Source organism: Streptomyces sp. CBMA152, assembly GCF_014596475.1.
Lineage (GTDB): Bacteria > Actinomycetota > Actinomycetes > Streptomycetales > Streptomycetaceae > Streptomyces.
Genome location: NZ_MECJ01000015.1, coordinates 120,705 through 143,507, shown reverse-complemented (window position 1 = coordinate 143,507; position 22,803 = coordinate 120,705). Strand labels below are relative to the sequence as shown.

At 70.1% G+C, this 22,803-nt stretch carries 17 protein-coding genes; 7 read left to right on the top strand and 10 right to left on the bottom strand.

Going from position 1 to position 22,803, the window contains the following annotated elements; all coding sequences use genetic code 11:
- Positions 1–18: 18 nt before the first annotated feature.
- From BG418_RS13960 to BG418_RS13950, 3 genes are all read right to left on the bottom strand, one after another.
- Positions 19–831, bottom strand: a complete 813-nt coding sequence (locus BG418_RS13960) for an ABC transporter permease (protein WP_398998946.1) — start codon at positions 829–831, stop codon at positions 19–21.
- A 5-nt stretch (positions 832–836) separates the two neighbouring features.
- Positions 837–1,808, bottom strand: coding sequence for an ABC transporter ATP-binding protein (locus BG418_RS13955; RefSeq protein WP_188274486.1), 972 nt, complete (start codon positions 1,806–1,808; stop codon positions 837–839).
- A 142-nt stretch (positions 1,809–1,950) separates the two neighbouring features.
- On the bottom strand, positions 1,951–3,210 hold the full coding sequence (locus BG418_RS13950; RefSeq protein ID WP_188274144.1) for an NYN domain-containing protein: 1,260 nt from the start codon (positions 3,208–3,210) through the stop codon (positions 1,951–1,953).
- Between the two features lie 281 nt (positions 3,211–3,491).
- On the opposite strand from BG418_RS13950, the gene BG418_RS13945 reads away from it, so the two are divergent.
- Entirely contained in the window at positions 3,492–3,662 is a 171-nt protein-coding gene (locus BG418_RS13945; protein WP_188274143.1) for a hypothetical protein, read from the top strand.
- A gap of 134 nt (positions 3,663–3,796) precedes the next feature.
- Here BG418_RS13945 and dnaE read toward each other — a convergent pair whose 3' ends face one another.
- Complete coding sequence (gene dnaE / locus BG418_RS13940) at positions 3,797–7,336, bottom strand: DNA polymerase III subunit alpha (protein ID WP_188274142.1); 3,540 nt, start codon at positions 7,334–7,336, stop codon at positions 3,797–3,799.
- A 223-nt stretch (positions 7,337–7,559) separates the two neighbouring features.
- On the opposite strand from dnaE, the gene BG418_RS13935 reads away from it, so the two are divergent.
- The 4 genes from BG418_RS13935 (at position 7,560) to BG418_RS13920 (ending at position 12,319) form a co-directional block, all read left to right on the top strand.
- Positions 7,560–8,888, top strand: a complete 1,329-nt coding sequence (locus BG418_RS13935) for a DUF2252 domain-containing protein (RefSeq protein WP_188274141.1) — start codon at positions 7,560–7,562, stop codon at positions 8,886–8,888.
- Between the two features lie 110 nt (positions 8,889–8,998).
- Positions 8,999–9,688, top strand: coding sequence for a hypothetical protein (locus BG418_RS13930; protein ID WP_188274140.1), 690 nt, complete (start codon positions 8,999–9,001; stop codon positions 9,686–9,688).
- Positions 9,689–9,764: 76 nt separating this feature from the next.
- Positions 9,765–10,577 carry a thioredoxin domain-containing protein gene (locus BG418_RS13925; RefSeq protein WP_188274139.1) on the top strand — a complete coding sequence of 271 codons (813 nt, stop codon included), beginning with the start codon at positions 9,765–9,767 and terminating at the stop codon, positions 10,575–10,577.
- Between the two features lie 89 nt (positions 10,578–10,666).
- On the top strand, positions 10,667–12,319 hold the full coding sequence (locus tag BG418_RS13920; RefSeq protein ID WP_188274138.1) for an alkaline phosphatase: 1,653 nt from the start codon (positions 10,667–10,669) through the stop codon (positions 12,317–12,319).
- An 8-nt stretch (positions 12,320–12,327) separates the two neighbouring features.
- Here the strand turns inward: BG418_RS13920 and BG418_RS13915 are convergent, their stop codons facing one another.
- Complete coding sequence (locus BG418_RS13915; protein ID WP_188274137.1) at positions 12,328–12,897, bottom strand: dienelactone hydrolase family protein; 570 nt, start codon at positions 12,895–12,897, stop codon at positions 12,328–12,330.
- A gap of 30 nt (positions 12,898–12,927) precedes the next feature.
- On the opposite strand from BG418_RS13915, the gene BG418_RS13910 reads away from it, so the two are divergent.
- Positions 12,928–13,971 (top strand): mechanosensitive ion channel family protein, encoded by a 1,044-nt coding sequence (locus BG418_RS13910; RefSeq protein WP_188274136.1) that lies wholly within the window; start codon positions 12,928–12,930, stop codon positions 13,969–13,971.
- A 129-nt stretch (positions 13,972–14,100) separates the two neighbouring features.
- Here BG418_RS13910 and BG418_RS13905 read toward each other — a convergent pair whose 3' ends face one another.
- The 5 genes from BG418_RS13905 to BG418_RS13885 all read right to left on the bottom strand — a co-directional run bounded on the left by BG418_RS13905 (position 14,101) and on the right by BG418_RS13885 (position 19,009).
- On the bottom strand, positions 14,101–15,687 hold the full coding sequence (locus tag BG418_RS13905; protein WP_188274135.1) for a Na+/H+ antiporter: 1,587 nt from the start codon (positions 15,685–15,687) through the stop codon (positions 14,101–14,103).
- A 192-nt stretch (positions 15,688–15,879) separates the two neighbouring features.
- Entirely contained in the window at positions 15,880–16,344 is a 465-nt protein-coding gene (locus BG418_RS13900) for a GNAT family N-acetyltransferase (RefSeq protein ID WP_188274134.1), read from the bottom strand.
- Positions 16,341–17,282 carry an RluA family pseudouridine synthase gene (locus tag BG418_RS13895; protein WP_188274133.1) on the bottom strand — a complete coding sequence of 314 codons (942 nt, stop codon included), beginning with the start codon at positions 17,280–17,282 and terminating at the stop codon, positions 16,341–16,343. Before BG418_RS13895 ends, BG418_RS13900 begins: the two co-directional genes overlap by 4 nt.
- A 71-nt stretch (positions 17,283–17,353) precedes the next feature.
- On the bottom strand, positions 17,354–17,920 hold the full coding sequence (gene lspA, locus BG418_RS13890; RefSeq protein WP_188274132.1) for a signal peptidase II: 567 nt from the start codon (positions 17,918–17,920) through the stop codon (positions 17,354–17,356).
- A 60-nt stretch (positions 17,921–17,980) separates the two neighbouring features.
- Positions 17,981–19,009: a TraR/DksA C4-type zinc finger protein gene (locus BG418_RS13885; protein ID WP_188274131.1), complete on the bottom strand. Its 1,029-nt coding sequence runs from the start codon at positions 19,007–19,009 to the stop codon at positions 17,981–17,983.
- 576 nt (positions 19,010–19,585) lie between these two features.
- Here BG418_RS13885 and ileS point away from each other — a divergent pair.
- Positions 19,586–22,744: an isoleucine--tRNA ligase gene (gene ileS, locus BG418_RS13880; protein ID WP_188274130.1), complete on the top strand. Its 3,159-nt coding sequence runs from the start codon at positions 19,586–19,588 to the stop codon at positions 22,742–22,744.
- The last annotated feature ends 59 nt before the right edge of the window (positions 22,745–22,803 follow it).

Below are 22,803 nucleotides of genomic sequence, written 5' to 3'. Positions count from 1 at the left end.
GCGCTCCTGTGCGCCGCCTCACCGGGAGACCGCCGCCCGGCGGTACGCCCAGGTGGCCAGCGCGAGCGAGACGACGCCCACTGCCGCGCATACCCCCAGGTCGAGCCCCACGACCGCCCAGTCGGGATGCCCGCCGAAGGTCCGGGCGAACGCCTCCACCCCGTACGTCGAGGGCAGCAGATCACGTGCGTACGCGATCGGTCCCGGCAGCCGGTCCGCCGGGAGCACGCCGAGCAGCAGCGCAGCCGACATGCCCAACTGTCCGAGCAGGGTGGCGAGTTCCTGGCGGGGGGCGAGCAGCCCGAGCGCCGCGCCGAGGCCCGCGAGGGCCGCGCCCGACAGCGGGATCACCGCCGCGAGCACCCACAGATGCGCCAGCGGCAGCCCGAACAGCACACACCCGGTGACGGCCGTGACCAGCGTGCCGGGCACGGTGAACGAGGCGTACGCCGCCGCCGCGCCGAGCACCACGGAGGCGGGCGGCACCGGCAGCGTCGCGTAGTGGTCGAGCCCGCCGCCCGCCCGCAGCTGCCCGAAGTACTGGGCGAGCAGGTTGAGCGCCACGAAGGCGACCACCAGGACGCTGGATCCGGCGACCACGGCCCGCGCCTCGCTGCCGCCGTCCACGACGCCCCGCATCAGGACCATGATCCCGATGGACTGGAAGGTCGCCACGAACAGAAGCGGGATACGGGCCACCTTGGCCCGCGAGAGCTGGGCCCGGTAGACGGCCGCGAGGGCGGGGAAGAGCCGGGCCCGGGGCGCGAGCGGCGCCGCGGTCACCACGCGCGCACCGGGGGCCGCCGCCTCCACGGAAACCTCCAGGGGAATCGCGCTCACGCCTTCACCAGACCTTCCATACGTCCGCCGAGGGCGAGATAGACGTCTTCCAGGCTCGGCGTGGCCAGCGTGAAGTCGTCGAGGGCGGCGAACGCCGGGCCGCCGGTGACCGCCGCGACGGCGGCGCGCGCGGCGTCCGGGCCGAGCCGCAGCACCCAGCGGCGCCCCGACTCCTGCGCCGACGCCCGCAGCGCGGCGACCTCGGGAAGTTCGACGGGCGCCCGCTCGCGCCAGACCAGTTCGACCCGTACCTCGTCCGCGACCCGTTCCTTCAGGCCCGCCGGGGTGTCGCAGGCGATGACCTTGCCGCGGTCCAGGACCGCGACCCGGTCGAGCACGGTCTCGGCCTCGATGACGTTGTGGGTGACGAGCAGGACGGTCGCGCCGCGCTCGGCCCGGCGCCGGTCGACGGCGGCCCAGACGGCCCGCCGGGCCACCGGGTCCATGCCGGTCGTCGGCTCGTCGAGGACGAGGACGGGCCGGTCGCCGACGAGTACGGCGGCGAAGCAGGCGAGCCGCCGCTGTCCACCGGAGAGCTTCTTGAGCGGCCGCCCGGCGAGCTCGGTGAGCCCGAGCTCCTCCAGTACGGCGTCGCGCTCGGCCCGCGCGTCCCGGGCGCTCAGCCCGCGCAGCCGCCCGGTGGTCTCGGCCGCGAGCGCCACGGTCAGCTCGTCCAGGGCGGTCGACTCCTGCCCGAGGTAGCCGATGAGCCGCGCGGCCCGCTCCGGGTGGCGCACCAGGTCGTGGCCGAGCACGTCGACGCTGCCGGAATCCGGCCGCATCAGCCCGGTCAGCTGGCGCACCAGGGTCGACTTGCCCGCGCCGTTGGGCCCGAGCAGCCCGAAGATCTCGCCGCGCCGCACGTCGAGGTCGACCCCGTCGGTGGCCCTGATCTCGGGCGTACCGGCCCTGCCACGTCTGCCGCGCGCGGCAGGGTACGTCTTGACGAGGCCCCGCACCGCGCACACGGTGCCGCCCCCCGCCACTGCTGTGCCGATACTCACGGACAACGAGCCTACGGGGTCATCCGGCCAGTCCCACCCCCGGACCCCCAGTTAGTTCAGCAAGCCGAACGACCACCGAGGCCTCACACCGCGCCCCGCACACCGGTCACTCCCCCGCGGGAACCCGTTCCGCCGCGGCCCGGACGTCGATCTCCCGCCAGAACCCGGCCCGGATCGCATACCGGTCGTGCTCGTCGATCTGGTCGTCCTTGTGCGCGAGCAGCCCGAACCGCGCCGCGTACCGAAGCAGTTCACCGTCGATACGGTGCGGAATGCGCGGGTACATCGTGGACAGCTTCTGCACATGCGCCGACTCCGGCAGCCGCTCCATCCAGCGCCGCGCGAAGACCTGCCCCACCTCGTACGGATCGCCCCCGACCGTGGTGATGTCCTCCTCGCGGTCCGCCCACCGCTGCTCCGCGCTGGTCAGCTGGGCCAGCGTCGGCAGCGAGGCGGTCTCCGGGGACTCGCCGAGCGTGGAGCCGGGCCGCTCGACCCACCCCTTGTCGGAGGACCAGCGCAGGGTCGCGTGCGGGGCGTGCGGCGACGCGGGCGGCGTCCCGGGCCCGCGCAGGCCCGCCAGGTCCTTCGGGGTGGGCACGCCCTTGACGCCGGGCCCGGGCGCGGGGGCCGAGGAGCCGTTGCCGTTGGCCGTCGCGGGCGGCGCCGTCCCGTTGCGTACGGCCGCGGCCTGGGCCTCGGCGGCGCGCTCGGCGGAGGCGGCGAGCGCCGACTCGGGCAGCGGGGCCGAGAGGATCGCCGCGATCTCGGGGCGGGGGGCGGCGGCCGGGGCGTAGATGGTGGTGAGGTCCTTGACCCGGACCGCCTGGGTGATCCACGCCCGGTCGAGCACCCGCCGCTCGTCGGCCTCGGCCACCAGGTCCTCGGACTGGTTGTAGTCGCCGTCGGCGGCCTGTACGGCCCACAGGTGCACGGCGACCCCGTGTTCCTTGGCCGACATCAGACCGGGCAGCAGATCGCCGTCACCGGTCACGAGCACCACATCCGAGCAGGCGCGGTTTCTGGCCAACTCGGTGAGCTCGGCGTGCATCGCCGCATCGACGCCTTTCTGCGCCCACCGCCCGTCGCTCCGGGTCAGTGCGCCGAGCCGGACCGTCACCCGTGACATCACCCGCAGCCTGCGGTGTTCCGGCTGCGGTACGCGGTCGGGGGCCCCGTCGAACCAGTAGATCCGCAGCAGCGGCTGCTCGGTGTCGGCCTCCGCCCGCTCGCGCAGCGCCTGGATCAGGGCGGCGTGGTCGACGGTGATCCGTGAACGGGCCGGTTCTCCGGCCAGAAGGCTCGCGGCGGCGCCCAACAAGTAACCGGCATCCACCAGGACGACGCAGCGGTCCACGCGTTCCACCCTCTTTCATAACCTTGAAAATCAAAAGATCAGCGGCAAAGAGATCAGAGAGATAAGAGTGCAGGAGATCGAGAGATCAGGGAACGAACTTCGGGTTTCCTTCGAGTCTGCCCGACCTGGTGAGCCTTAACGGCCGGAACTCGATCATCGGCGTGGCGAACCCGCACACTGCGCGTCCCGCACGGGTGACTACGCACGGTAATGATCCGAAATGCGCGCTTTGTCAAGGTGTGTGAGTCTGGCAGCGGCCCTGGACCCTAGTCCCCCCAGGAGGCATCACCATGGCCAAGAACAAGCAGAACCGCAAGGAGAAGCAGGCTTCCCAGGCGGAGCGCGGGCAGCAGGAAGCCGTGCGGTCCGCGATGGAGTCGCAGGCCCAGCCGCAGACCCAGGCACAGGGCAGCCCTGCGGATGTTGCCCGTAAGCACCAGCGTCGCTTCGGTCACAACTGATAACTCCACACGCACCAGGCACACAAATACGGAAGGGGCGCACCCCAATGGGACGCGCCCCTTCCGTATGCCCTTATGTCCGTACGCGGTCGTATGCCCCGTACAACTGCGGGAAATAAAAGCGGTCGGCCGACTCAGCCCGCCAGGCAGGACGGGCCGAGCAGCACCTTGAGATCGCCGAAGAGCGCCGGGTCCGGCTGGACGCGGTGGCGGTCGAGCCGCAGCACCGTCGTCTTGCGCGGGCCCTGGAGCTTGATCCGCACCTCGGTGTTGCCCTTGTGGTGGCCGAGAATCTCACCCAGGCGGCTGACCATCGGCGGGGTCACCTTCACCGTCGGGATGGTCAGCACCACCGGCGCGTTGGTGCCCGCCGAGGACAGGTCGGGGACCATCAGCTCCATCGCGACCAGGCGCGGGATGTCCTCGCGCTTGTCGAGGCGGCCCTTGACGAACACCACTGCGTCCTCGACCAGTTGGGTCGAGACCAGCTGGTAGGTCGCCGGGAAGAACATGCACTCGATGGAGCCCGCCAGGTCCTCGACGGTGGCGATCGCCCAGGCGTTGCCCTGCTTGGTCATCTTGCGCTGGAGGCCCGAGATGATGCCGCCGATGGTGACGATCGAGCCGTCCGCGTAGTCCCCGCCGGTGAGCTGGCCGATGCCCGCGTCCGCCTTGTCGCTGAGCACGTGCTCAAGCCCGAAGAGCGGGTGGTCCGAGACGTACAGACCGAGCATCTCCCGCTCCTGGGCGAGCAGATACGCCTTCTCCCACTCCACGTCGCCGAACTCGACGTCGAGCCCGAAGCCCGGCTCGTCGGCGCTGTCGTCGCCCATCCCGCCGAAGAGGTCGAACTGCCCCTCGGCCTCCTTGCGCTTGACCTGCACCACGTTGTCGATCATCGGCTCGAACTGCACGGTCAGACCCTTGCGGGTGTGGCCCATGGTGTCGAACGCGCCCGCCTTGATGAGCGATTCCGTGGTGCGCTTGTTGCAGACGACCGCCTCGACCTTGTCGAGGTAGTCGGGGAACGAGGCGTACTTCCCCTTGGCCTTGCGGGACTTGATGATCGAGTCCACCACGTTCTGGCCGACGTTGCGCACGGCCGTGAGGCCGAACAGGATCACGTCGTCGCCCTGCGCCGAGAAGTTGGACTCGGACTCGTTCACATTGGGCGGCAGCACCTTGATGCCCATACGACGGCACTCGTTGAGGTAGACCGCCGACTTGTCCTTGTCGTCCTTGACGGAGGTCAGCAGCCCCGCCATGTACTCGGCGGGGTAGTTCGCCTTGAGGTAGGCGGTCCAGTACGAGACCAGGCCGTACGCGGCGGAGTGCGCCTTGTTGAAGGCGTAGCCGGCGAACGGGACCAGCACGTCCCACAGGGCCTGGATGGCCTCGTCGGAGTAGCCGTTCTTGCGGGCACCGCTCTGGAAGATGGTGAAGTTCTTCGCCAGCTCGTCGGGCTTCTTCTTGCCCATGACGCGGCGGAGGATGTCGGCCTCGCCGAGTGAGTACCCGGCGATGATCTGGGCGGCCTTCTGGACCTGCTCCTGGTAGACGATCAGGCCGTAGGTGACCGCCAGGACCTCTTCGAGCGGCTTCTCCAGCTCGGGGTGGATCGGGGTGATCTCCTGCTGCTTGTTCTTGCGCAGCGCGTAGTTCGTGTGCGAGTTCATGCCCATCGGGCCCGGGCGGTAGAGCGCGGACACGGCGGAGATGTCTTCGAAGTTGTCGGGCTTCATCAGCCGCAGCAGGGACCGCATGGGCCCGCCGTCGAACTGGAAGACACCGAGGGTGTCACCGCGCTGGAGCAGTTCGAAGGTCTTCGGATCGTCGAGCGGCAGGGCCAGCAGGTCGAGATCGATGCCCTTGTTGGACTTCACCATCTTGACGGCGTCGTCCATGATCGTCAGGTTGCGCAGACCCAGGAAGTCCATCTTCAGCAGGCCGAGCGACTCGCACTGCGGGTAGTCCCACTGCGTGATGGTCACGCCGTCCGTGTGCCGCACCCAGATCGGGGCGTGGTCGACGATGGGCTCGCTGGACATGATCACGCCGGCCGCGTGCACACCCATCTGCCGGACCAGGCCCTCGACGCCCTTGGCGGTGTCGATGACCTTCTTCACGTCCGGCTCGTTCTCGTACATCCCCCGGATCTCGCCCGCCTCGCTGTAGCGGGGGTGCTTGGGGTCGGTGATGCCGTTGAGGTCGATGCCCTTGCCGAGGACGTCGGCGGGCATCGCCTTGGTGAGCCGGTCGCCCATCGCGTACGGGTAGCCGAGGACTCGCGCGGAGTCCTTGATGGCGTTCTTCGCCTTGATCTTTCCGTAGGTGCCGATCATGGCGACCTTGTCGGCGCCGTACTTCTCGGTCACATACCGGATCACCTCGACGCGCCGACGCTCGTCGAAGTCGATGTCGACATCGGGCATCGAGACGCGCTCGGGGTTGAGGAACCGCTCGAAGATCAGGCCGTGCGGGATCGGGTCGAGGTCGGTGATGCCCATCGCGTACGCCACGATCGAGCCGGCCGCGGAGCCTCGGCCGGGGCCGACCGCGATGCCCTGCTTCTTCGCCCACATGATGAAGTCGGCGACGACGAGGAAGTAGCCGGGGAAGCCCATCGAGATGATGGTGTCCATCTCGTACTCGGCCTGCTTCATGCGGTCCTCCGGGATGCCTCCCGGGAAGCGGCGGTGCATGCCGCGCATGGTCTCCTCGCGGAACCAGGTGACCTCGGTGTAGCCGTCCGGGATGTCGAACTTCGGCATCAGGTTCTTGGCCTCGAACATGCCGCTGACGTCGACCTGCTCGGCGACCAGCGCCGTGTTGGCGCAGCCCTGCTGCCAGGCGTCCGAGGAGTCGATGGCGTACATCTCGTCCGTGGACTTGAGGTAGTAGCCGGTGCCGTCGAAGCGGAAGCGGTCGGGGTCCGAGAGGTTCTTGCCGGTCTGGATGCACAGCAGCGCGTCGTGGGCGGTCGCCTCGTGCGCGTACGTGTAGTGCGAGTCGTTGGTGACCAGCGGCGGGATGCCGAGCTCCTTGCCGATCTTCAGGAGGTCGTCGCGGACCCGGCGCTCGATGTCGATGCCGTGGTCCATCAGCTCCAGGAAGTACCGGTCCTTGCCGAAGATGTCCTGGTACTCGCCGGCGGCCTTGCGGGCCTCCTCGTACTGCCCGAGCCGCAGCCGGGTCTGGAGCTCGCCCGACGGGCAGCCGGTGGAGGCGATCAGGCCCTCCGACCACTGGGAGATGGTCTCCTTGTCCATCCGGGGCCACTTCTGCAGCCAGCCCTCGGCGTACGCGTCGGAGGAGAGCTTGAAGAGGTTGTGCAGCCCGGTGCGGTTCGCCGCCCAGATCGTCTTATGCGTATAACCACCGGAACCGGACACGTCGTCCCGCTTCTGGTGCGGCTGACCCCACTGGATCTTGCGCTTGTTGCGCCGGGACTCGGGGGCGACGTACGCCTCGATGCCGATGATCGGCGTCACACCGGCCTTCTTGGCCGTGTGGAAGAAGTCGTACGCCCCGTGCAGGTTGCCGTGGTCGGACATGGCGATGTGCGTCATGCCCATCTCATTGCACGCGTCGAACATGTCCTTGAGCCGCGCGGCACCGTCCAGCAGCGAGTACTGGGTGTGGACGTGAAGGTGCGTGAACGGCGGCTTTGACACGGCTGGGGCCTCCTGCGGCTCGGGGGGTCTCATAGCGAGGGGACAGCCTGGAAGTCTACGTGGCCCCACTGACACTCGGAGGGCTCTGTGGACGACCGCGGCGGGTAGCGGGACCCGGGGCACTACGAGGTACGGTCGCGCGTTGAAGGGGCAGCACAGCAGTCCCTTTTCGTACGCAGCACGACCTTGTCACCCAGCTTTACGCACCAGGAGGCACCCGGAGATGTCGGTCCCGCAGCACACCGCCGAGCAGCGCGGCGAGCAGATCCTCTCCGTCTTCGACACCGCCTTCGGTGAGCTCCTGGCCGCCGACCCGGCCGCGTTCCGGGTCAAGTTCCGCAAGATGGCGGCCTCCGCGTTCGCCTTCTACCGGGGCACGGCCTGCCTGTTCTACGCGGATCTGGACGCAGAGAAGCGCGGCGGGCCGTATCTGGACGAGCGGACCGGGCGGGTGTGGATCCACGGCGATCTGCACGCCGAGAACTTCGGTACGTACATGGACGCCAACGGCCGGCTGATCTTCAACGTCAACGACTTCGACGAGGCGTACGTCGGCCCCTTCACCTGGGACCTCAAGCGCTTCGCCGCCTCGCTCGCCCTGATCGGCCACGCCAAGGCGCTCAGCGACAAGCAGATCACCGAGCTGGTGCGGATCTACGCCGCCGCCTACCGCGAGCGCATCCACGCGCTGGCCGCCGGCGCCAAGGACGACGAGGTGCCGTCGTTCACCCTGGACACGGCCGAGGGGCCGCTGCTCGGCGCCCTGCGGGCGGCACGCGCGCGTACGCGCTTCTCGCTCCTGGACTCGATGACCGAGATCCGCGAGTACGAACGCCGGTTCACCGAGGGCGACGGCTCGATCGAGCTGGACGCGGCGACCCGCTACAAGGTCCTGGCCGCGTTCGACGGCTACCTGGAGACGCTGCCGGACTCCAGCCTGCTGCGCCCGGACTCCTACCGGGTGAAGGACGTCGTCGGTCGGCGCGGGATCGGGATCGGCTCGGCCGGGCTGCCCTCGTACAACATCCTGCTCGAAGGACACAGCGACGCCCTGGAGAACGACGTCGTGATCTACATGAAGCAGGCGCAGACCCCGGCGGTCTCGCGGCACATCACCGACCCGGCGGTGCGCGGCTACTTCGAGCACGAGGGCCACCGCACGGTGATCTCGCAGCGCGCCCTGCAGGCCGCCGCCGACCCGTGGCTGGGCTGGACGGAGCTGGACGGGGCCGGGCAGCTGGTCGCCGAGGTCTCGCCGTACGCGGTGGACCTGGACTGGTCGGACATCGACGACCCGGAGCAGATCGCGGCGGTCGTCGCCGACCTCGGCCGGGCGACGGCCACCATGCACGCGGCGGCGGACGACGAGAGCGGCCACTCGGACCTGGTGCAGTTCTCCACCGAGCGGGCCATAGACGCGGCGATCGCGGCCGACGAGGAGAGCTTCGCAGAGCTGCTCGTCGACTTCGCGCACAGCTACGGGGCGCGGGCCCGCGCGGACCACCAGATCTTCGTCGACCTGTTCCGTAACGGTCGGATTCCGGGTCTGTAGTCTCACCGATTTCTTAGGCGCCCCCGACAGCGGCCCATGGGAGACTCGTCGCCGACGACAGCATTTCCGGGGACCCTCCCCGGACCCCGGATCACCCCGAGGCCAACGCAGTGGACATATCGGATACGCGACTCAGAGCGGCACGCGCGGCGCTTTTCACAGCGCTCGTCGTGACGCTCTCCAGCGCGTCCCACGTCCTGCTCTCCCGGGTCCCGCTGCCGACGCCGCTGGTGGCCGGGGCGGCGGCGACGGTGTTCCTCGTCGCCTACGCGCTGGCGGGCCGCGAGCGCGGCTTCTGGTCGATCGCCGGACTGCTCGTCCCCCTCGAACTGGCCGCCGACACCGTCTTCTCGACCGGCCAGCACGTCTGTTACGGGCCGTCCGGCGGCCCGGTCGCGGGCGCGCTCAGGGCGGTCGGCGTGAACGTGCTGTGCGGCGGGGGCATGGGCGGCGAGCTGCCCGGTGTCGCGGACTCCCGGGCCCGCGCCGCCGCGCTGCTCGCCGGGCCCGGACCTGCCGTGCCGTGGCTGCTGCTCGCGGCGCATCTGGTGATCGGGCTGCTGGCCGCGCTGTGGCTGCGGCGCGGTGAGGCGGCGCTGGCCCGGCTGGTGCGCACGGTCGCGCTGCTCGCGTTCCGGCCGCTGCTGCTCGCGGTCGCCGTGGTGGGCGGCGCGTTCCGTACCGTACGACTGCGCGTGCGCCCCGTGCGCCGGAGCCCTTCGGCATCCCGCGCGCGGCTGCTCGTGCACTCCGTGGGCCGGCGGGGACCGCCCTGCTCGACGCTGCTCGTAGCCGTCTGAGCACGGCCGTACGAACACAGCAGTCCCCTCACAGCACTTTCTCACCTGCCACACCTGCCACACGGAGAAAACGATCATGAGTTCACGCAACAGCCAGGCCAACAAGGCGGCCGCCCGCGATCGGCTGCGACTGGAGCGCGAGCGCCAGGCAAAGAAGGACAAGGTCCGCCGCCAGGTGGTCGTCGCCGGCTCGATCGTCGGCGTCCTCGCGATAGCCGGCGGCGTCGGCTACGCGGTGATGCAGGCCAACAAGCCCGACGCGTGGGACGCGGCCAAGGACAAGGCGCTGGTGAAGCCCGCCAACAGCACGGGCACCGACGGCACCACCGTCGTCATCGGCAAGCCGACGGCCAAGAAGACCCTGGAGATGTACGAGGACCCGCGCTGCCCGATCTGCTCGGTCTTCGAGGAGCAGGTCGGCTCCACGGTGAAGAAGGACGTCGACGCCGGCAAGTACAAGATCCAGTTCATCGGCGCCACCTTCATCGACAACGGCAGCCCGGGCACCGGCTCCAAGAACGCGCTCAGCGCGCTGGGCGCCGCGCTCAACGTGAGCCCCGAGGCGTTCATGGAGTACAAGGCGCAGCTCTACTCGGCGAAGTGGCACCCGGCCGAGACCAGCGACAAGTTCGCCAAGGACGACTATCTGCTCCAGGTCGCCGACACCGTGCCGGCGCTCAAGGGCAACGCCAAGTTCCAGAAGGACGTGCAGGACGGCACGTTCGACAAGTGGGCGCTCACCATGTCGAAGAAGTTCGACGACAGCGGTGTGACCGGAACGCCTACGCTCAAGATGGACGGCAAGAAGATCACCGCCGAGGGCAGCGACAACGCGCCGCAGGACCCGGCCTCGTTCACCAAGGCCATCGACAAGGCCCTGAAGGGCTGACCCGGTTCGGGTAACGGTATGTGAACGGGCAGGCGAACATTGGGCGTGAGCCTGCCCGTTCTCACTACCCGTCAGTAAGGTGTGCGGCTGTGACCAGTCGATTCACCTCAACCCCCACCCGCCGCTCGGTCGTCAAGGCCGCTGCCGCCACCGCCGTCGTCGCCGCACCCCTGGTGGCCGGCGTGACCGCCGCCGTCGCCGACACCGCGTCGTCGGCCCCCGCCTTCCTGCACGGCGTCGCCTCGGGCGACCCGCTGCCCGACGGGATCCTGCTGTGGACCCGGGTCACCCCCGCCCCCGAGGCCGTGCCGGGCTCCGGCAAGGGCCCGGACACGGACGTCACTTGGGAGATAGCCGAGGACAAGGGCTTCGCGCGGATCGTCGCCAAGGGCGTCACGACCGCGACCGCCGCCTCGGACCACACCGTCCGGGCCGATGTGCGCGGTCTGCGCCCCGCGACGCCGTACTGGTACCGCTTCACGGCGGGCACCACGGTCTCCCCCGTCGCCCGTACGCTCACCGCCCCCGCCACGGACGCGGCGGCCGCCAACGTCCGCTTCGGCGTGGTCTCCTGCTCCAACTGGGAGTCCGGCTACTTCTCGGCGTACCGCCACCTCGCCGCCCGCTCGGACCTGGACGCGGTACTGCACCTGGGCGACTACATCTACGAGTACGCGACCGGTATCTACCCGGCGGCCAAGTACGTCGTACGACAGCACGAGCCCACGCACGAGATCATCAACCTCGCCGACTACCGCACCCGGCACGGCCAGTACAAGGCGGACGCCGACACCCAGGCGATGCACCACGCGCACCCGATGATCGCGATCTGGGACGACCACGAGTTCGCCAACGACGCGTGGAACGGCGGGGCCGAGAACCACACGCCGGGCGCCGAGGGCGACTGGTCGGACCGGGTGGCCGCCGCCAAGCAGGCGTACTTCGAGTGGATGCCGGTCCGCCCGTCGATCGCGGGCACCACCTACCGCCGCATCCAGTACGGCAAGCTGGCCGATCTGCACCTTCTCGACCTGCGCTCCTTCCGCTCCCAGCAGGCGAAGGTGGGCAGCGGCAAGGTGGACGACCCGGACCGTACGATCACCGGCCGGGCCCAGCTGGACTGGCTCAAGAGCGGGCTCTCGCAGTCGCAGGCCGCGTGGAAGCTGGTCGGCAACCCGGTGATGATCTCGCCGGTGGCCTTCGGCTCGCTCCCGGCCGAACTGACCGCGCCCATCGCGAAGTTGCTGGGCCTGCCCCAGGAGGGCATCGCCATCAACGTCGACCAGTGGGACGGCTACACGGACGACCGCCGTGAGCTCCTGAGCCACCTGGTGGACAACGGCATCTCCAACACCGTCTTCCTCACCGGTGACATCCACATGGCGTGGGCCAACGACGTACCGGTGAAGGCGGGCACGTATCCGCTGTCGAAGTCGGCGGCCACGGAGTTCGTGGTGACCTCCGTGACCTCCGACAACCTCGACGACACCCTGCATGTGCCCGCGCACACGGTCTCGCTGGTCGCGGCCGCCGCGGTCAAGGCCGCCAACCGCCATGTGAAGTGGGTCGACATGGACGGGCACGGCTACGGCGTCCTGGACGTCACCGCCCAGCGCTCGCAGATGGACTACTACTCGCTGTCCGACAAGCGCAGGCGCGACGCGACGTCCTCGTGGACCCGCTCGTACCGGACGCTCAACGGCACCCAGAAGGCCGAGCGGGTCTACTCGCCGGTCGTCTGAGCCGCGGACTACAGCGTTTCGAGGAAGGCGAGCGCGGTCCGCCAGCTCTGCTCGGCGGCCGCCTCGTCGTAGTCCGCAAGGCCGGGGTCGGTGTAGAGATGCCCCGCCCCCGGGTACCGGTAGATCTCCGCGTCGGCGCCGATCCGGCCCATCCGCAGGTACCAGGTGTTCAGCCAGTCGTGCGTCTCGAACGGGTCCGGGTCCGCCACGTGCAGCTGTACGGGCAGCTCGTCCACCGAGGCGTCCTCGGCGATGTCGGCGGTGCCGTGGAAGAGCAGCAGAGCACGCGCCTTCTCGTCACCGAGCGCCAGCGTCTGCGCGAGCGAGCCGCCGAGCGAGAACCCGGCGTAGACCAGACCCGCCTCGGAATGCGGTGCGGCGGCCAGGATGGCCCGCTTGAGCAGCTCGTCGTTGCCGATCTCGTCGCGGATCGTCATGCCCTCCTCCACGGTCTCGGCGGTACGGCCGTCGTAGAGGTCGGGCACGTGCACCACGTGTCCGGCGGCGCGCAGCCGCTCGGCCGCCTCGTGCACGGCGGGCCGCAGGCCGTACGCCGAATGGAAAAGCATGATGTTCATGGGGCCATGGTGCCAGCTACGGTCGGGGGCATGGAGAACGTGCTGCGCCCGTTGATCGTGATCGGCGGCTCGGTCGTGCTCACACTGGCCCTGGTGTGGCTGGCCGACCGACTGCTGCGACGTGCCGACGCCCGGCACAGCGAGACCCCGCTGTGGGGCCTGCTGCGCCGCTGCCGCGTCCCCTTGCAGGTCGTGGTCCTGGCCGCGCTTCTGAGAGGCACGTACGGGCAGATCAAATGGCGACCGGTCAAGGACCACGAGGAGGGCCTGGGACAGACGCTCTCGCTGGTCCTCATCGGCGCGAGCGCCTGGCTGGTGGTACGGATCGCGGCGGCGGTCGTCGAGGCCTCGTACGCCCGTTACGCGGCCTCCGCGCTGAATCCCGCGCGCGTGCGCCGGGTGCGTACGCAGGTGACGCTGATCCAGCGCGTGGTGACGGCGGTCGTGGGCGTGGTCGCGGCGGCGTCGATGCTGCTGACGTTCCCTGCGATGCGGACGGCGGGAGCCTCGCTGCTCGCCTCGGCGGGCATCATCGGCATCGTGGCCGGTGTGGCCGCCCAGTCGACGCTCGGCAACCTCTTCGCGGGGCTGCAGATCGCGTTCGGCGACATGGTGCGGATCGGGGACACGGTCGTCGTGGACGGCGAGTGGGGCGTGGTCGAGGAGATCACGCTGACCTTCCTCGCGGTCCGCACCTGGGACGAGCGCCGACTGACCATGCCGGTCTCGTACTTCACCAGCAAGCCGTTCCAGAACTGGTCGCGCGGCGGGGCGCAGATGACCGGCACGGTCTTCTTCCACCTCGACCACTCGGCGCCCATCGCGCTGATGCGCGAGCAGCTGGCGGACATCCTGCGCGAGTGCCCGGCCTGGGACGGCCGCGACAGCGCACTGGCCGTCACGGACACCACCCCGTCCACGATCGTGGTGCGCGCGACGGTCACGGCGAAGGACGCGGGCGACATCTGGACGGTCCGCGTCACGGTCCGCGAACAAATGATCACCTGGCTCCACACCCGCCACCCGTACGCCCTCCCCCGAATCGCCACGGCGGAGGCGGACGAACAGGGCTGAACCTCCTGGGGGCGCAGCGCATCAATTCCCTTGCCGTTGTGGGCATGCGTGCCGCCGGGGCGGCACGGGTGGGCACAACGGCCCACGGTCCGCAGACGAACAGGGGGTTCGGGGGCGAAGCCCCCGACGTCACCGCAGGCTGCGGACATCCAGCTGGCGCAGGACCCGGTCCACGATCTCCGGGTCCGCGCCCGGCTCACTGCGCGCAGAGAGCACTTCATGCCGCGCCGCAGACATCATCTCCCGCTGAATCCGCTGCACCGTCCGCAACCGCTGAACCCGCTTCGCGTACGCCTCCCGCCGCTCCTCGTCGACCATGTCCGGACTGATCCGCGCCCCCACGTCGTACGCCCTGCGCAGCAGCTGCTCCATGACCTCCTCCGGCAGCTCCTCCACGTCCTCGATCTCCCGCAGCCGCCGCTTCGCGGCCTTCGCCGCGCGGATCGCGAGCTCGCGCTCCAGCGCGCGCTCGGCGTCGGTGTCGGCCCGTACGCCGAGCCGCCGCACCAGGGACGGCAGGGTAAGCCCCTGGAACACCAGCGTCGCCATGATCACGCAGAAGGCGATGAACACGATCTCGTCGCGCCCGGGGAAGGGCGAGCCGTCGTCCGTCTTGAACGGGATCGCGAGGGCGAGCGCCACCGAGGCCACGCCCCGCATCCCGGCCCACCACATGACGATGGTCTCCCGCCAGCTGGTGGGGATCTCCTCGTCGTAGTCCCGGCGCGTGTGCAGCCGCTTGGCGAGCCAGGTCGCGGGCAGCAGCCACAGCAGGCGTACGCCCACCACGACCCCGACGACCGCCGCGCCCCAGCCCGCCATCTCGCCGACGCGGCCGGTCGCAGTGCCGAACACGTTGTGCAGTTCGAGGCCGATGAGACCGAACGCGATCCCCGTGACCAGAGTGTCGACGATCTGCCAGAACGTGGCCCCCGCGAGCCGCCCCTGCACATCGTCGGCGTCGAGCGCGTGCTCGGCCAGGAACAGCGCGAGGGTGAGCACGGCGAGCACTCCGGACCCGCCGAACTCCTCGGCCAGTACGTACCCCACGAACGGCACCAGAAGGGTCAGCCCGATCTGGAGCGTGGCGTCGTCGAGCAGGCCCATCAACTTGTTGGCGGCCCAGCCGAGTACGAGCCCGACGGCGACGGCCACCACGGCCGAGAGCACCAACTCGCCCACCGCGTCCGGCCAGGAGAAGTCTCCGCTGACGGCCGCCGCGATCGCCACGTGGTAGAGCACGATCGCGGTGACGTCGTTGAACAGCCCCTCGCCCTCCAGGATCGACACCAGCCGGCGGGGCAGCCCCAGCGAGCCCGCGACGGCGGTGGCGGCGACCGGGTCGGGCGGTGCGGCGAGGGCGCCGAGCGCGACGGCGGCGGCGATCGGCAGCCCCGGCACGACGGCCTGCGCGACGGCCGCGACGGCCGCCGTGGTGACGAACACCAGCGCCACCGCGAGCAGCAGGATCGGCCGTACGTTGGCGGCGAACTGCCGCCAGGACGTGCGCTGTACGGAGGCGTACAGCAGCGGCGGCAGGACGAGCGGAAGGATGTAGTCCGGCGGAACGGCGACGTTCGGCACGACCGGGACGAGGGCGAGGACGCCGCCGAGCAGGGTCATCAGCACCGGCGCGGGCAGCCCGAGCCGGTCCCCGATCGGGACCGTGACGACCGCGCCGAGCAGCAGCACGAACAGCAGGGCCAGCTGATCCACGGTGCCCTCCGGGCGAGGCGAGCCGATCAAGGCCCTCAGCGTGCCACGAACCCCCCGGGGGCGACGTGAGGCTGCGGACCGTGCGTGGCTGATCCCGCACCTAGGAGGGCCCGAAGGGCCCATTTAAGGGGCGCGGGGAACTGCGCGACCAGCCCCCACCGGCCCGCAGGCGAAAAACTCACGCGCGCAGCGCTAAAGCGCCCGTCGCATCGCAACATGCGGCATCCCCGCATCGGGGAACTCGGGCCCGTACGCCACGTAACCGAGCCGCTCGTAAAACCCCGCCGCACGCGTCTGCGCATGCAGATCCACCGCGGCCAGACCCAAGCGGCGGGCCTCATCCTCGATGGCCCGCACCAACGCCGCCCCCACGCCGAGCCCCCGCGCCGCACCGGTGACGGCAAGGCGCCCGAGGGACCCCACGGAGGCGTCACCACCGGTCCGGCCCACAGCGGCAGCGCCGTGCAGCAGTCGGCCGGTACCGAGCGGCGACCCGCCCGAGGCCGCGGCCAGGACATGCACCGCCACCGCGTCGAGCGCGTCGTACTCGATCTCCTCCGGCACACCCTGCTCCACGACGAAGACCTCCCGGCGTACCGCGAAGCACGCCTGGAGGTCAGCCGGGCCGTCGACGACCCGGACGGCGAACGCCGTCACTCGCTCTCCGCGCGGATCACGTCCAGCGCGTGCTGCAGGTCGTCCGGGTAGCGGCTCTCGAACTCTACCCACTCGCCGTCGCCGGGATGCGTGAAGCCGAGGCGCACCGCGTGCAGCCACTGCCGGGTCAGGCCGAGGCGCTTGGCGATGGTGGGGTCCGCGCCGTACGTCAGGTCGCCCACGCACGGGTGGCGGTGGGCGGACATGTGCACGCGGATCTGGTGCGTACGGCCCGTCTCCAGCTTGATGTCGAGCAGCGAGGCCGCCCGGAACGCCTCGATGAGGTCGTAGTGCGTCACGGACGCCTTGCCCTCGGCCGTGACCGCCCACTTGTAGTCGTGGTTGGGGTGGCGCCCGATCGGCGCGTCGATCGTGCCGCTCATCGGGTCCGGGTGGCCCTGGACCAGGGCGTGGTAGCGCTTGTCGACGGTCCGCTCGCGGAACTGCTGCTTCAGCGAGGTGTACGCCCGCTCCGACTTGGCGACGACCATCAGGCCCGAGGTGCCCACGTCGAGGCGGTGGACGATGCCCTGGCGCTCGGCGGCGCCCGAGGTCGAGATCCGGTACCCGGCCGCCGCGAGGCCGCCGATGACCGTCGTCCCGGTCCAGCCCGGGCTCGGGTGGGCGGCGACGCCGACCGGCTTCACGATCACGACGATGTCGTCGTCGTCGTGGACGATCTCCATGCCCTCGACCGGCTCGGCCACGATCTGCACCGGCGCGGGCGCCTGGGGCATCTCGACCTCCAGCCACGCACCCCCGTGCACCCGCTCGGACTTGCCCACCACCGAGCCGTCGACCAGGACCTTCCCCGCGGCGGCGAGCTCGGCCGCCTTCGTACGGGAGAACCCGAACATGCGGGAGATGGCGGCGTCGACGCGCTCGCCCTCAAGGCCGTCGGGAACGGGCAAGGTGCGGATCTCGGGAATCGTACTCACCCGTCGAGTATGCCTTGTCGCACCGACAACCCCGTTCGCACCGGGTTGTGGATCAGTCCCTGTGGACCGTTTCAGTCCTTGTGGACCGTTCCGTCCGGGTCCAGGCCCCGGAACGAGAGGATCACGATCAGGAAGCCGCCGCAGACGATCGCGGAGTCGGCCAGGTTGAAGACCGCGAAGCCCTTGGGGGCGATGAAGTCGACCACCGCGCCCTCGAAGACGCCCGGGGAGCGGAAGATCCGGTCGGTGAGGTTGCCGAGCGCACCGCCGAGGAGCAGGCCGAGCGCGATCGCCCACGGCAGGCTGTAGAGCTTGCGGGCGAGCCGGAAGATCACCACGATGACCGTCGCCGCGATGACCGTGAAGATCACCGTGAACGCCTCGCCCATGCCGAAGGCAGCACCCGGGTTGCGGATCGCCTCCAGCTTCAGCAGATCGCCGAAGACCTCGATCGGCTCGTGGTGCTCCAGCCTGGCCACCACGAGCATCTTGCTGCCGAGGTCGAGGAGGAACGCGAAGAGCGCCACCGCGAACAGCACGGCGATCCTGCGCCTGCCCCTGGGCCGCTCGGCGGGGACAGCGGCCTCGTCGGGCCCGTCTACGTCCGGCGTACCGATGATGCGCTCCGCCTCTGCCACGTGAGTCCCTCAACCCTAGGTACCTGACTGAGGACGAGGGTACGACACACACGTAAGGAGTCAGCCCCGCCGTTCCTGCTTCTGCTTGTCCTCGACGCAGAGGGTCGCGCGCGGGAACGCCTGCATCCGCGCCTTGCCGATGGGATTGCCGCAGACCTCGCAGTAGCCGTACGTACCGGCGTCCAGGCGCTCAAGCGCCCGCTCGGTCTGCTCCAGCATCTCGCGCGCGTTGGCGGCTAGCGCCATCTCGTGTTCGCGGGTGATGTTCTTGGTGCCGGTGTCGGCGTCGTCGTCGCCCGCGCCGTCCCCGGAGTCGCGCATCAGCCCGCTCAGCGCCTGCTCGGAGTTCTCGATCTCGCTGCGCAGCCGCAGCACCTCGCTGGAGAGCTCGTTACGGGCCTCGGCGACCTCTGCCGGGGTCCACGGGTCCTCGCCGGGCCGCACCGGCAGCACACCGGGCACGGCTGAGTCGACGGCCCGCGCCTTGGGCACGGTCGACGCCGCCGTGGACTTCCTGGCCGGCGCCCCGCCCGCCGTGTTCTTGGCAACCACCTTGTTGGCTCCCCTCTGCTCCGCGGCCTGGGCCGCCCCCTTGGCCGCGGTGGCGGCCTTCTTCGCTGCCCCACCGGCAGCCTTGCCCGGCAGTGCCTTCTTGGCAGACGCCGCCTTCTTGGCGGCAGCCTTCTCGGCCGGAGCCGCCTTTTCAACGGCTGCCTTCTCGGCCACGGCTTTCTTGGCCGGAGCCTTCTTGGCAGCGGCCTCCTCGGCCACGGCCTTCTTTGTCGCCGCCTTCTTTGTCGCCGCCTTCTTTGTCGCCGCCTTCTTTGTCGCCGCCTTCTTTGTCGCCGCCTTCTTCGGCGTGGCCTTCTTGGCGGCGGCCTCCTTGGTCGCGGTCTTCTTGGCCGGTTCCGTCCTGGCAGCCGCTTCCTTTGTCGCGGCCTTCTTGACCGACGTGCCCGTGGTCTTTCGGGCCGCGGTCTTCTTCGGGACCGCCTCCTTCTTGGCCGCGGCCTTCTTCCCGGACGAGCTCTTCGTGGCCGCGGCCACCACGGCGTCATCGGACGCCAACGCGGTCTTCTTCGCCACCATGGCCGCGGCCCCTTCACATATTGTGATCTTGCTCGCGAATCGTGCTGGGACGATAAATCGACCCCAGGCCCGCGGCAACGGGGCACGCCGCCGGTCCGGCCCCGCCACGCATGCCCGGAGACGAACCTGCATCCGTTGTGCCCAGCTCCGTGGCCCGTAATCCGCCACACGGGCGGAGCCGGACTCCGCCCGACCACGTATGGCCATTCGGGTCATCTGCGCACGCGGGGGCACCGCTCGGCGGACCACCGGTTCCGGCCCGTCGAAAACCGGTCGGCCGCTGTCGGTGCGGGCCCGTACACTGGGCGCAGCGAGAGGCGTGAATGGGACGAGTAGCGTCGTACGCAGCCAAGAGCGATCCGGGGACGGTGGGAGCCCGGAGGCGAGCGCGATGTGAAGATCACCCCGGAGCCGCCGGAAGAAAGCGCCCGCGTCGTGCGGGAGCGAGTAGAACCGGCTTCGCGACCCCAATGAGGGGGCGGTGTTCCGCACACCGCCAAGGAGGGTGGTACCGCGGGAGCGCAAGCTCTCGTCCCTCCGACGGAAACGTACGACGATCCGCCGGAGGATGAACGGATGTCGCAGTACCGCCAGGTGCCCGCCCAGGTAGACCTGCCCGCCCTTGAGCACGCCGTGCTCGACTTCTGGGAGCAGGCGAAGGTCTTCTCCAAGAGCCTCGAACAGTCCGAGGGCCGCCCCGAGTGGGTCTTCTACGAGGGCCCGCCGACCGCCAACGGCATGCCCGGTGCCCACCACATCGAGGCCCGCGTCTTCAAGGACGTCTTCCCGCGCTTCAGGACCATGCAGGGCTACCACGTGGCCCGCAAGGCCGGCTGGGACTGCCACGGCCTGCCGGTCGAGCTCGCCGTCGAGAAGGAGCTCGGCTTCAACGGCAAGAAGGACATCGAGGCGTACGGCATCGCCGAGTTCAACGCCAAGTGCCGCGAGTCCGTGACCCGCCACACCGACGCCTTCGCCGAGCTCACGACCCGTATGGGCTACTGGGTCGACCTCGACGACGCCTACCGCACGATGGACCCCGAGTACGTCGAGTCCGTCTGGTGGTCGTTGAAGGAGATCTTCAACAAGGGCCTGCTCACCCAGGACCACCGCGTCGCCCCCTGGTGCCCGCGCTGCGGCACGGGCCTCTCCGACCACGAGCTGGCGCAGGGCTACGAGACGGTCGTCGACCCCTCGGTCTTCGTCCGCTTCCCGCTCACCGGCGGCCCCCTCGCGGGCGAGGCGGCGCTCCTGGTGTGGACGACGACCCCGTGGACCCTGGTGTCCAACACGGCGGTCGCGGCCCACCCCGAGGTCACCTACGTCGTCGCCACCGACGGCGAGGAAAAGCTGGTCGTCGCCCAGCCGCTCCTGGAGAAGGCGCTCGGCGAGGGCTGGGAGGCCACCGGCCAGACCTTCACCGGCGCCGAGATGGAGCGCTGGACCTACCAGCGCCCCTTCGAGCTGGTGGAGTTCCCGGCGCCCGCCCACTACGTGGTGAACGCCGACTACGTCACGACCGAGGACGGTACGGGTCTGGTCCACCAGTCCCCCGCCTTCGGCGCCGACGACCTCCTGGTCTGCAAGGCGTACGACCTGCCGGTGGTGAACCCGGTCCGCCCCGACGGCACCTTCGAGGAGGACGTCCCGCTCGTCGGCGGCGTCTTCTTCAAGAAGGCCGACGAGAAGCTGACGCAGGACCTCGCCGACCGCGGTCTGCTCTTCCGCCACGTGCCGTACGAGCACAGCTACCCGCACTGCTGGCGCTGCCACACCGCGCTGCTCTACTACGCGCAGCCGTCCTGGTACATCCGCACCACCGCCGTCAAGGACGCGATGCTGCGGGAGAACGAGAAGACCAACTGGTTCCCGGACTCGGTCAAGCAGGGCCGCTTCGGCGACTGGCTGAACAACAACATCGACTGGGCGCTCTCCCGCAACCGCTACTGGGGCACGCCGCTGCCCATCTGGCGCTGCGAGGACGACCACCTCACCTGCGTCGGCTCGCGCGCGGAGCTCTCCGAGCTGTCCGGCCAGGACCACACCGAGCTGGACCCGCACCGCCCGTACATCGACGACGTCACCTTCACCTGCACGGCCGAGGGCTGCTCGCACACGGCGGTCCGCGTCCCCGAGGTCATCGACGCCTGGTACGACTCGGGCTCGATGCCGTTCGCGCAGTGGGGCTACCCGTACAAGAACAAGGAGCTGTTCGAGAGCCGGTACCCGGCGCAGTTCATCTCCGAGGCGATCGACCAGACGCGTGGCTGGTTCTACACGCTGATGGCGGTCGGCACGCTCGTCTTCGACAAGTCGAGTTACGAGAACGTGGTGTGCCTGGGCCACATCCTGGCCGAGGACGGCCGCAAGATGTCCAAGCACCTGGGCAACATCCTGCAGCCGATCCCGCTGATGGACCAGCACGGCGCGGACGCGGTGCGCTGGTTCATGGCGGCCGGCGGCTCCCCGTGGGCGGCCCGCCGAGTCGGCCACGGCACCATCCAGGAGGTCGTCCGCAAGACGCTCCTGACGTACTGGAACACGGTGGCCTTCCAGGCGCTGTACGCCCGTACGTCCGAGTGGGCGCCCAGCGCGGCCGACCCGGCCCCGGCCGAGCGCACGGTCCTCGACCGCTGGCTGCTGAGCGAGCTGAACGCACTGGTCGACCAGGTGACGCAGGCGCTGGAGGCCTACGACACGCAGCGCGCGGGCAAGCTCCTGTCGTCGTTCGTGGACGACCTGTCCAACTGGTACGTACGCCGTTCGCGGCGCCGGTTCTGGCAGGGCGACAAGGCGGCGCTGCGCACGCTGCACGACGTCGTGGAGACCGTCACCCGGCTGCTGGCCCCGCTGACGCCGTTCATCACCGAGCGGGTGTGGCAGGACATGGTGGTGCCGGTGACGCCGGACGCGCCGGAGTCCGTGCACCTGTCGTCGTGGCCGAAGGCGGACGCGTCGGCGATCGATCCGACGCTGTCGCAGCAGATGCTGCTCGTGCGCCGTCTGGTGGAGCTGGGCCGCGCCACGCGCGCGGAGTCGGGCGTCAAGACGCGCCAGCCGCTGTCGCGCGCGCTGGTCGCGGTGGCGGGCTTCGAGTCCCTCTCGCCTGAGCTGCACGCGCAGATCACGGAGGAGCTGAACGTCTCGTCCCTGGCGTCCCTGGCTGATTCCTCCGCTGGTGCAGCGGGAGGCGGCTCGCTGGTCGACACCACGGCCAAGGCGAACTTCCGTGCCCTGGGCAAGCGGTTCGGCAAGGGCGTCCAGGACGTGGCCAAGGCGGTCGCGGCGGCCGACGCGGCGGCGCTGTCGGCGTCACTGCGGGACACGGGTTCGGCGTCGGTCTCGGTGAACGGCGAGGAGGTCGTTCTCGCCCCCGACGAGGTGATCATCACGGAGACCCCGCGTGAGGGGTGGTCGGTGGCCTCGGACTCCGGCGCGACGGTCGCGCTCGACCTGGAGATCACTCCGGAGCTGCGGCTCGCGGGCCTCGCCCGTGACGCGATCCGGCTGATCCAGGAGGCTCGCAAGAACAGCGGGCTCGATGTGGCGGATCGGATCGCGGTGCGGTGGTCGTCGTCCGACGCGGAGGTCGTGTCGGCGCTGTCCGCGCACGCGGCGCTGATCGCGGAGGAGGTTCTGGCGACGGACTACGCGTCCGGCTCGGCGGACGACACGTACGGCGCCCCCTTCACCGACGAGTCCCTGTCGCTGACGTTCCGCCTGCGCAAGGCGTAGCCACTCGGCCGAGAGCGGCCCGCTTCCCCGTATGCCGGGGCGGCGGGCCGCTTTGTTGT